The sequence below is a fragment of the Agromyces sp. GXS1127 genome (genome assembly GCF_050565425.1).
Lineage (GTDB): Bacteria > Actinomycetota > Actinomycetes > Actinomycetales > Microbacteriaceae > Agromyces.
Genome location: NZ_JBOCIG010000011.1, coordinates 60,121 through 71,047, shown reverse-complemented (window position 1 = coordinate 71,047; position 10,927 = coordinate 60,121). Strand labels below are relative to the sequence as shown.

General features: G+C 71.9%; 7 protein-coding genes and 1 pseudogene. 3 read left to right on the top strand and 5 right to left on the bottom strand.

The genetic code is table 11. The annotated features are described in order from the left end of the window. The 3 genes and pseudogenes from ACQ393_RS17155 to ACQ393_RS17145 form a co-directional block, all read left to right on the top strand. Positions 1-2,043 (top strand): annotated as a pseudogene (locus ACQ393_RS17155) (hypothetical protein); the annotation flags it as partial. Positions 2,044-2,123: 80 nt separating this feature from the next. Further along, positions 2,124-2,498 carry a hypothetical protein gene (locus tag ACQ393_RS17150; protein WP_430648076.1) on the top strand — a complete coding sequence of 125 codons (375 nt, stop codon included), beginning with the start codon at positions 2,124-2,126 and terminating at the stop codon, positions 2,496-2,498. Continuing rightward, positions 2,495-3,160: a TetR/AcrR family transcriptional regulator gene (locus ACQ393_RS17145; RefSeq protein ID WP_430648075.1), complete on the top strand. Its 666-nt coding sequence runs from the start codon at positions 2,495-2,497 to the stop codon at positions 3,158-3,160. The genes ACQ393_RS17150 and ACQ393_RS17145 overlap by 4 nt, the downstream gene beginning before the upstream one ends. Positions 3,161-3,217: 57 nt before the next feature. On the opposite strand, the gene ACQ393_RS17140 is transcribed toward ACQ393_RS17145, so the two are convergent. From ACQ393_RS17140 to ACQ393_RS17120, 5 genes are read right to left on the bottom strand one after another with little or no spacing between them, the layout of a single operon-like run. After that, positions 3,218-4,153: a BadF/BadG/BcrA/BcrD ATPase family protein gene (locus ACQ393_RS17140; protein WP_430648074.1), complete on the bottom strand. Its 936-nt coding sequence runs from the start codon at positions 4,151-4,153 to the stop codon at positions 3,218-3,220. Next, the gene (locus tag ACQ393_RS17135) at positions 4,150-6,885 is read right to left on the bottom strand and encodes a glycosyl hydrolase-related protein (RefSeq protein ID WP_430648073.1); all 2,736 of its coding nucleotides are present in this window, start codon (positions 6,883-6,885) and stop codon (positions 4,150-4,152) included. Before ACQ393_RS17135 ends, ACQ393_RS17140 begins: the two co-directional genes overlap by 4 nt. Next, positions 6,878-7,600, bottom strand: a complete 723-nt coding sequence (locus ACQ393_RS17130; RefSeq protein WP_430648072.1) for an N-acetylmannosamine-6-phosphate 2-epimerase — start codon at positions 7,598-7,600, stop codon at positions 6,878-6,880. Before ACQ393_RS17130 ends, ACQ393_RS17135 begins: the two co-directional genes overlap by 8 nt. A 5-nt stretch (positions 7,601-7,605) precedes the next feature. Then, entirely contained in the window at positions 7,606-9,432 is a 1,827-nt protein-coding gene (locus ACQ393_RS17125) for an FAD-dependent oxidoreductase (RefSeq protein ID WP_430648071.1), read from the bottom strand. Beyond that, on the bottom strand, positions 9,429-10,904 hold the full coding sequence (locus ACQ393_RS17120; RefSeq protein WP_430648070.1) for a DUF4127 family protein: 1,476 nt from the start codon (positions 10,902-10,904) through the stop codon (positions 9,429-9,431). The genes ACQ393_RS17125 and ACQ393_RS17120 overlap by 4 nt, the downstream gene beginning before the upstream one ends. Between the last annotated feature and the right edge of the window lie 23 nt (positions 10,905-10,927).

Genomic DNA, 10,927 nt, shown 5'->3' with positions numbered 1-10,927 from the left:
ACCGGCACCCTGCCGCCGGGCACGTACACGGTGACCTACACCGTGGTCGTGAACCCGGACGGTGAACGCGGCGACGAGGTGCTCGGCAACGTACTGTTCGAGACCGGCACCACCCCGCCCGAGGAATGCGTCGAGAGCGACCCGCTGTGCACCACCAACCCGGTCGGTGCGCTCGAGGACTGGAAGACCGTCGATCCGCCTGCCGGGAACCCGGTCGGCCCAGGCGACGAACTGACGTACACGCTCACCTTCACGAACACCGGGCAGGGAGCGGTCGAGGTGAACCGCGAGGACGACCTCACCGGCGTGCTCGATGATGCCCTGCTCACGAGCGGGCCGACCTCGTCCGATCCGAGCCTGACGGTGTCGGCCGTCGTGGACGGACGGTTCTCGATCCACGGCACGCTGGAGCCGGGGCAGTCGGTGACGGTGAGTTACACCGTCGTGGTCAAGCCGTCGGTGGCTCAGGGCGATCAGGTGCTCGGCAACTACCTGGTGGATGCCGGCGAGCTGCCGCCAGACGCCTGCGAACCCGAGGATCCGGACTATCCGGACTGCACGGAGAACCCGATCAGCCGCATCGTGGTCGACAAGTCCGTCGACCCGGAAACCGGTACGAGCGTCGCGTCCGGCGATGAGCTCACCTACACGCTCACCTTCACCAACGACGGAACCGGTGCGGCCGACGTCGATTACGTGGACGACCTCTCCGGGATCCTCGACGACGCCGACCTCGTCAGCGGCCCAGACGCCGAGTCGCCACTGACGGCATCCCTGACCGGAAGCGAGCTCACGGTCACGGGCACCCTCGAGGCAGGTGCGTCAGCGACGGTCGAGTACACCGTGGTCGTCTCGAGCGCGGACGAGCGTGGCGATTCGATGCTCGAGAACGTGTTGCTGCCGAATGGCTGGAACGGCCCCGAGATCTGCGTGCTCGCCGTGATCGGCTGCACCGAGAATCCGATCGGAGAACCTACCGCGGCCAAGTCGAGCGACCCCGAATCGGGAACGCCTGTCGGTCCCGGCGACACGATCACCTATACGTTGACGTTCGGCAACATCGGGACCGGGACGGCCACGGTCGATCGGGAGGATGACCTGGCCGGCGTGCTGGATGACGCCGAGTTGACCTCGCCGCCGACCTCGTCGAGTCCCTCCGTCGTCGTGTCCGAGGTCGCGGACGGCCGGTTCTCGATCACCGGCACGATCGAACCCGGCGACGTGGTGACCGTGAGCTACACCGTGACGCTCAAGGCGTTCGACGAGCAGGGCGACCATATCCTGCTGAACGCCGTCGTGGAGCCTGGTGGCGAGGCCGTCGAGGTCTGCGACCCAAGCGACGAGGCCGGCGGAGGGTTCATGGGATCGCTCATGGCGGCAGTGAGGGCGTTGTTCACCCCGCAGGTCGGACCATGGTCGGTGGGGGACCTTCCCGACGTGTGCACCGTACACGGCTCGACGGACATCTCGGCGAGCAAGTCGGTCACACCGGAAAGCGGAACGACCGTCGAGGCGGGCGAGCAGCTCGTCTACACCCTCGTCTTCGAGAACGCGGGCGTCGTGACGGGCGAACTCGGCTACACCGACGATCTCGCCGGCGTGCTCGACGACGCTGTCCTGGTGGACGGTCCCGAGTCATCCTCGCCCGAGGTCTCGGCCGAGCTGACGGGCTCGACGATCACCATCTCCGGAACGATCGGCGCAGGCGAGACGGTCACCGTGCGGTACACCGTGCAGGTGAAGCCGTACGATGCGCAAGGTGACCATGAGCTCGGCAACTTCCTCGTAGAGGCCGGCCAGACGCCGCCGTCGACCTGCGAGCCGGGCGACGAATCGTGCACGGTCAACCCGGTGGCGCCGCCGGTCGTACCGCCCGCTCCGCCTGCACCGCCCTCGCTTGCGTCGACCGGATGGGACGGGATGATCCCCCTTCTCGTCGGCATCGGCCTGATCGTTCTCGGTGGTCTCCTCTTCGGAAGCAACGGACTGCGTCGGCGGGCGGATTTGTTTTCTCGACACAGTGTCGAGAAAATGGGTGCGTGACTCCCACCGCAGAAGCCCAGATCCACACGTTCGTCGACTCCCGGCGGACTCCGAGAGCCCTCGCCAGTCGACTTCTCGAGGTGTCCACGATGCTCGTCGCTGCCGGCGCGGCCGGTCAGGTCGCGAGTGCCGCATACGGCGTGTTCTCGCTCATGCAGGGCGTCCCCGTCGAGGAGGGCTTCGCCGCCCATCACCTCATCGGGTACGCCACGGAGATCCTCGCGCTGGTGATGATCCTCGCGCTGATTCTCGCTCGCCCACGGCGCGGGGTGGTCCTCGCCGTGGGCGCAGCGTTCGGCCTGCTGCTCCTCCAGCCGGTGCTGCAACGGCTCGACTTCGCACTGCTCGGGGCGGTGCACGGCCTGAATGCACTCGCGATCATCGTCCTCTGCGCGTGGACCGCAACCGCGCTTCGGATGCGTCGCCGTAAGCCGGAGCGTGTCGCCGCACCGTGACACCTCGCATCGTCGAAGCGAGCCTCGCTGAGCATCGCGCCACCATTCTCGGCCGGCTGCTCGATGCATGCGCCGGCATCGCTGCCACAGATGGCCTCCACGCCATCTCGCTCGGTTCCGCCGCCCGGGCAGCCGGCATCAGCAGGTCTTCGATCTACAGTTATGTGGCGAACCGCGATGACCTCATCCGACGGTGGGGCGAACGGGAGATGAGCAGGTTCCTCGCCCAGGTGGATCGCGCTCCGGACGAGCCGACGGACACGGCGAGCGAGCAACTTCGCCGCCTCCTGTCCGACATCCTCATCGAGTTCTCGACACGGCCGCAGATCTCGGTGGCAAGCGAAGCGCCCATCAGTCCCGAGTTGAAGTCGCTGATGATGGAGCACCTCAAGCCGCTCGAGGTGCGGATCGATAAGATCATCGCCCGAGGAATCCGCCGCGGCGAGTTCCAGAGCGACGCCGACACCGCGCTGCCCTATGTCCTGGCCTGCCTCGAGGTCGAGCGCCGTGCGATCGACTCCGGCGAGGCCGTCTCGAAGGCAGCGAAGCGACTGGTGCGATTCGTGCTCGCCTCCTTCGCGGCCGAGGGCGGAAGCCACCGTCGTCCGACGGATGCTGCGCGAGCGGTGCCACCCGAGACAGCTGGGAACGCCTCAGGTTAGATCGAGTGCATATTCGTTGAGTATGCGTGCGCGCATCAACCCAAGCTCCGGAGACACTCACACCTCGCGACTCGCGCTGATGACGGATACGGCCAGCGGATGGTCGAGTGCGAGCTCGTGCAGGCGTTCGACACCGTCGAGCGGATCTCCGAGGGGCGCGGCGAGGTGCAACGGAGCGAGGCCGGGCTCGGCCGGGTTGGCGCGCTCGAGCGCCCGTTGAAGCTCCTCGCGGACGACTGCAGACGTCATGACCCTCCCGACCGCGCTGACCCGAGCCGCAGAGCGATCGGCGCCTGAGCGCTCGAGAGCCGCGTCGATCGACGTCACGAGCTCGGCGACCGCCAGCTCGACGATCCGGCGCGCCGGGCCGTCCCCGAGCTCGGCCGCAGCCGTGACCGCGGGTGCGAACGCGGCGATGCGTGCGATCCGGTCCGGATCCGCATGCAGGTCCAGGTAGATCCCCTCCGTCGGACCGAAGGTCTCGACCGCATCCGGGAGGAGCACTGTCGCAGGGCCGCGCCCGTCCGCCGATCGCAGCGCCGCATCGAGGCCCGCGCGTCCGATCCAGTACGCGCTGCCGGCATCGCCGAGCAGCGCGCCCCACCCGTCGACACGGGCGAGGCCGGCAGGGCCCACACCGAGGACGACGACGCCCGTGCCGACGGCGGCAACGACCCCCTCCGATCGGCCGTTCGCTCCGAGGTAGCCGGTGATCGAGTCGTGTGCCACCACCACTCGGCGCGTCGAGGGCGAGGCGGTGAGCAGGTGCGCGGCGGCATCAGGGGCGCCGTCGAATCCGGAGAGGCCGACGGCGACCGACTCGGGCTCCAGCCCCCGATGCGCCGTCAGGACCGCCGCAACCTGCCGGATGGGCGAGTGGTCGGTGCGGACGCCCGGGAGCACGAACTCCTGCACCTCAGCTCCGCTTCCGGTGACCCGGAGCCGTATCGAGGTCTGTCCCGCGTCGATCGAGAACCGGACTCCTCCACTCATCGATGTCTCACCAAGCGGAAGGTCTGCGTCGCGTACGGGCCCAGTGCGATGCGCAGCGTCCTCTCGCCCTCCGATGCCGCGTCGATCATCGGACCGGTCGGCGCGTCAGCGTCGACGTCGGATGATTCGTCGAACCGGACCGGCGAGACGACCATCGGACCAGAGAGTTCGACGGTGGCCTCGCGCGCGACGCGGGTGGGATTGACGAGGCGGAGGATCACGCCTTCGCCGTCGTCAGCGGGCTTCAGCGCGCTCACGATCGCGTCGTCCACCGCGATCGGGACACCGGTCCGGTCCCCCGTCGTCTCGGTGCCGTTCCGCAGTTGGAACGCGACGGCCCCGGCGCGGCGCGCGTCAGCCGCGTCGGCGAGCGCGAACGCATCATTCGCGTCCGGGCCGAATCGGAACCCGAGGCGGGCGGAGATGGGCCGGAGTTCCTGCGCCTCGGGCGTGGGCAGTTCCGGCCCGGCTCCCGTCGTCCGGGTGCGCAGGTCGAAGCGGGAGAGCCATCCCACGCTGCGGAGCATCGTGACGGCGAGTTCGGCGTCGCCGTCCGGCCCGGGCTCGAGTCCCTGCACCTCCGAGACGTGGTCGAGGAGCAGCGCGATGGCGTGGTCGCCGTCGCCGGCCACGACGTAGCCGTGGGCCGGGTGAGTGCCGATCTCCGCCTCGCGGTTGGGCGCCTCGGGCAGTGGCCCGAGCGCGCGCCCGAACGGACGGGCGAGGTTCGAGAAGTGCTGTCCGCTCGTCCACGTCGACGGGGCGCCGGGCACCGGGGAGTGGACGCGCAGCCGGTGGTCGAGCGAGGCGTTGACGAATCGCGCCGACCATTCGAGTCCGGGGCGGCCGTGCCGATGCGCGAGCTCGATGGCCACGGGGGTCGCGACGACGTCTTCCGCACGCGCGTCTCGGGTGGCGTCGAGGCTGCGGGGCAGGTCGAGCGTCGCGGTCCACGACAGGACCGTCCGCACCGGCGTCCGCCGCACGCGCGCCTCGCCGGCAACGGCCGTGACGATCCGGTCCTCGGCCGGCGGATCGTAGTTGTAGGTGTCGCCTCGGTCGCCTCCGTCGACGAGTCGCGCGAGTCCGCTGCGACGGATGCCTGCAGCATCCGTCACCGAGAACGAGCCATCGGCGGCGACCGCCACCTCGAGCCCGCCGCCGACGTCGACCTGCTCGCCGACGTCGACCTGCTCGTCGACGTCCACCGGTGCGGTCGGGTCGACCGATGCGTCCTCGCCGACCGCGGCAAGTCGCAGGTCGAACACCCCGAACCCACCCGGGGCGACCGCGGTCGTGACGAACCGCACGCGCTGGATCCGCGCGAGCACGGAGTCGGGAAGCAGGTCGAGGTCCGCCTCGAACGAGCGCCGGACGCCGCGGTCCTCGACCTCGATCGGCACCTCGGTGCCGCCAGGGGCCGTGGCGGCGACGACCGTGCGATCCGGCGCGACGACCACGTCCACCTCGACCGGGACGGCGCGCCCGGACGCGGCGGGTGGCGCGAGCACGACCACCCGCGTGGCATCCGTCGCCGGCGCGCCGTGCACGCGCGTGTCGTAGCCGCGTCGCAGCAGCGCTCGGCGGACGAGCTGGTCGGCGAGCTGCTCGACACGGTCCGTTCGGACCGAGTTCTCGCGGTGCACCTTGTCGACGCTGCACCCGCAGATGGAGTCGTGCGGCGCGTTCTCGAGCACGAGCTCCCATGCGTGGCGGAGGTGGCCGACGCTCGACCCGTCGATCGGCGAGGCGTCGGGAGCCGGCGGCGCGGCCGGGGCGGAGGGCGCGAGCTGCTCGAGCGCGAGGAGGGGCTCGACGATCCGCTCGAGCAGGGTCTCTGCGCGGGCGTTCTCCTGCTTGAGGTGCACGCGGGCGGAGACGGTGCCGGGCAGGAGGAAGGAGCCCAGGTCGCCGACCCTGCGAAGCTCTCCCTCGACGACCTCCGGGTCGGGACGTGCGACGCGGACGGCGTCGAAGAACGCCTCGAGCGAGGACTGCGGGAGCTCGACCCGTCCGTCCACCGACGAGGCGACCTCGGCGAGCACCCCGGTCGTGTCGCGCGGCGACAGGTGGTCGCCGCCGTTCATGAGCAGCCACGGCCCGTCCGGTCGCCGCTCCGCCTCGCCCTCGAGGAAGGCCGCGAGACGATCGTCTCGACCCTCGGGCGTCCAGAGCACCTCCGCCTCGTGATACCGCTGCGACACGGCGTAGACCTCGGAACCGTCGGGCGAGCGCCAGCGGAACTCGGCGAGTCCAGGCGGGGCACCACGCCACACGAGCGCCGTACGGATGCCGAAGCCGTTCAGGATTCTCGGCAGGTCGGCCGGGTGTCCGAAGGCGTCCGGCGAGTAGCCGATGCCGGTCAGATCGCCGACCGCGGCGCCATGACGGCGTGCCGCGAGGAGGTTGCGCACGAGGTTCTCACCCGAGACGAGCTGGTTGTCGGCGAGCACGTGCCACGGGCCGATCGTCAGCCGACCGGCACGCACGTGTCGCCGCACCTCGTCGACGAGGTCGGGGCGGAGGTCCGCGACATCCCGCATCGTGATCGTCTGGCCATCGAGGTGGAAGGCCTCGAGCGAGCCGGAGTCCAGCTGTCGGCAGACCTGCTCCACGAGCTCGACGAGACGAGCCCGGTAGGACTCGAACGGCCGGTACCACTCGCGGTCCCAGTGCACGTGCGTGACGACGTGGCACACCGGCGCGCCGGCGCTCGCGCGGAGTTCAGACATGGAGTCGCCCCCGCTCGCGACCGGTGCGGCCCGCGTCGGCCGGGATGGCGTCGACGAACCCGGCGGTGATGGATGCGGGGCGGGTGATGGCCCCGCCGACGACCACGGTCCACGCACCCGCGTCGAAGGCGGCGGCGAGCTGATCGGGCGTCTGGATGCGCCCTTCGGCGATGACGGGCACGTCGACGGCGCGAGCGAGCGCCGCCACGAGCGCCACGTCCGGGCCGGGCACGTCGGCCGTCTGCGGCGTGTAGCCGGCGAGCGTCGTGCCGACGACGACGGCGCCCGCCCGCGCTGCGGCGATGCCCTCGTCGAGCGTCGACACGTCGGCCATGACGGCGATCCCCCGCGCCGCGAGCTCTGCGATGGTCGCCTCGAGCGTGCGGCCGTCGGGTCGCGGCCGCGCGGTCGCGTCGATCGCGACGAGGTCGGCCCCGGCCTCCGCCACCTGCAGCGCGTGGTCCAGCGTCGGGGTGATGTAGACGCCCTCGTGCCCGGCCTTCCACAGGCCGATGAGCGGAAGGTCGGTGGCGTTGCGGATGGCGCGGACGTCGTCGGGGCCCTCGCAGCGGATGCCGCCCGCGCCGCCGGCGATCGCCGACAGCGCCATCGCGGTCATGTGCCGGGGCCCGTGCAGGGGCTCGCCGGCTCGCGCCTGACATGAGACGACGAGGCGACCGCGCAGACGATCGAGGAGGGACGGGATGTGGTGCATGGTCCTCATTCGTGGTCGTGGCGGGACGGCATCTCCGTCACGCGGTGGAGGTCTTCCCGCTGCGCGAGGTCGTCCGCAGCGCTCAGGATCGGGTCGGCGAGGGCGAGGGCGAGATCCGCCCAGGAGGCGCCGGCGCGTTCGGGCGGCGCCGGCGCCTCGAGGTCGAACCGCGCCGCGAGGGTCGCGGCTGCTCGCGTCAGGGCCTCGACGGCATCCGCGTCGGCGGGATCGTCCGGCCGGAGGTCGAGTCGGGCGAGGCGGGCGGTGTCGAGGCCGCCGTGCGCGGCGAGCAGGGAGCCGGCGACGAACGCCCGGTGGGTCGGGCCGAGGTCGGTGGCCCACACGATCGGGATTCCGGCGCGGAGCAGCGCGACCTGCAGCCCGACCCGCGCAGTCGGGTCGGACGCGGCGTCCACCGCGGTCGTGGCACGCTCGATCGCGAACGCGGCGAGCGTGCCGGCCGCTTCGCCCACGGCCCATTCGCCGTGATGCACACGGTAGGCCGCAGCGGCCACCTGGGTCGCGGCGAGGTTCTTCGCTCCGGCGATCAGGTTCACCGGCGCGCCGTCACGTCCGGAGACGAGCGCCCGCAACGGGATCTGGAACGGCGCGGTCGGGGCGTACACGCTGACGTGACCGCCGACTCGCGGATGCAGGTCCGCGTGATACCAGCCGATGCCCACGGCGTCGTCGAACGCCGCCGCCCTGGCGATTCCGCGCCTCGGGGCCAGATCGTGCTCGGTGACGGGCTGATCGGATGCGAGTCGGCGCGACTCCCGCACGTACGGGGTCTCGGCGAGCCCGTCGGGGGTGCCCGAGATCTCCGGAGCCAGTCGCAACTCGGGGTATCCGGTGCCGTCGCGGTCATCCCGGGGCGCCTCCGTGCGGAGCCAGTGCACGAAGGCGGCGGCGAGTCGGCGGGCGGCGGCATCGGTCCGCTCCGGATCGGCCGTCAGCGGGGTGCCGTACCAGTCGTTGCCGTGCCAGTTGACGATGGCGGCATCCGGCGCCCCGACCTGACGCGGATCGCGGACGCGGCGATACGACCAGAACGAGCCGGGCGCCGGCCGATCATCGAAGAAGGGGAACGTGTGCTCGTGGTCGGCGTCGTTCGCGAGCGTGAGGCTGAACGGTTGGCTGTCGCGAAGCTCGGCATAGCCCTCCGGCGGCGAACCCACCGCGCCGGGCTCTTCGTCGCGCACGAGGGCGGCCACGATGGTGCAGGACTGCTCGGCGCTCGGGTCGGGTCCGCCGGGCAGCGCGTGCGGTTCGTCGAAGGCATCGCGCCCCTCGGAGCCGACGACCCAGTCGACGTCGGCCAGCGGGAGGAGTTCGCCGGTCTCGGTCGCGTCGATCACGATGTCGCCCGCGAGCCGGAGCCCGCCGGCGGGGGTCCGGAACCGGACCGCGACTGCACGGTCTCCCGAACGGTCGACCCCGGTCGGCGTCGCCCGCGTCACCACGGTGAGCCGTCCTGCCTCGATCGCCGGAGCAAGCATGGTGGCGAGCACCCGCTCGCCCACGAGCGGCTCGAAGCAGAGCCTGCTCACCCAGCCGCCGCCGGGGTTCGCGACTCCGGCGTACTCGCCGCGCACCCCGTCGCGGAACGCCCGGTACGACGCCGAGCATCCGGTGGTCTCGATGTGCGGGTGCTCGTCGAGCGGCGCCGTGAGCTGGGCGGTCACCTGGCCGCCGATGCGCGATTCGGGCCCCGCCATGATGGCGGTGCGCCCCGCACGCACCACCGCCAACGCGGCCGCGATCGCGCCCAGGCCGATGCCTGCGATCACGACATCCGCCTGCAACTCGTCGATCTCCGCCTGCGCGTTCACGGGCGTTCCCCTGCGGCGTCCGCGAGGGCGATCTCGAAGCTGCGGTTCCATGGGAAGCGCACGTGCTCGGGGCGGACCGGTCCCATCTCGAGCCCGGGCACCGACGCGAGCGCCTCGTCGATCCGATCGGCCACGAAGGCGGAGGCGGCATCCGGATCGCCGATCCGGTCGTGCCGATCGACCGGCGAGCCGAGGTCGCGTCGCAGGGCGGCGCGGGCGACGCTCATGTACCCGAAGTCCTCGATGAGTCGGAGCCGGACGAGGCGCGTCCCGGCCGCCGCGTCGAACACGCCACGGTGGCGTGCGACGACCGCGGTGACGAGGTGCGCCGCGGCGGTGCCGAGGGTGTTCCCGGCGGTGTTCCACGCCGCGTAGCCGTCGAGTCGTCCGAAGGCGCCCGCAGCGGCGAGTTCGCGCACGAGCGCCGGATCGGCGCCGTTGGGCTGGGCGACGTCGGCGACGGCGACCGCACGGCCGGCGTCGAGGAGTTGCCAGGCGAACTGCGCCGTGCGGCGCGCGGCAGCCGCATCCGTGTCCGTCGGGAGCGCGACCGCCCAGTCGGCGCTCGAGCCGTCGGGGGCGTGCACGACGAGGACGGCGTCGGCGTCGGCCGGGTCGTCGACCAGCACGCCGCCCGCCGCTTCGACCTGTGCGCGGGCGGTCGACTCCACCGGCCATGTCTCGTACGGCGCCACACGTTCGAGGCCTTCGGGATCCGCGCAGGCGATGGCCACGCGCGGCCGCGCGTCGGGGGCGAGGCGGTCGACGAGCAGTCGGGCGGTGAGCACGGCGCCCGTCTCGTCGGCCCCCGGCCCGACGACGACCCGGTCGTGCAGCTCGAGCCGTGTCGTCCACGCGACGAGGTCGGCCTGGGCGAGGGCCGACAGGGATGGGATCGCTGCGTCATCGACGCCCATGAACAGGCGCGAGATCCTGCCGTCTGCCGCCATTCCGAGCGCCGCGAGCCCGAGGGCGTGCTGCCGGAGGCGACGACGCAGCCAGTCGGTGCGGATGTCGGCGGGAACCGGCTCCGCGGCATCCGCCCGCCCGCCGCCGGCCATGCGAGCCGACAGCGCGTGCAGCATGGGTCCCCAGGTGGCCCAGTACTCGGGCTCCTCGAACGCGTCGAGCGCGTCGGGCGCTCGTGGCACCACCACGGACGCGTGCACGGGGATGGCGAGTCCGCGGAGCACCGACCAGCGCGCGAGCACGTCCTCGATCGGCTCGTCGCCGATGCGTGAGGGGATGAGGCCACCGAACCCGAGCCCCTCGAGCGAGAGCACGACGCCGTCCGCATCGGCGGCTGCGTTCCGGAACCAGGACGAGAGCAGCTCGAGGTCTCCGGACCGGCGCACCGAGGGCAGCGCGGCAGCCGGTGGCCCGATGACCTCGGCGCCCGCGATGGCGGCGACGAGGTGGGGAAGCCGGGCGGAGACCGGCCGCTCATCGAGCGGCACCAGCAGGATCCTCATGCTCGGCCGCGTGCCGTCGTGAG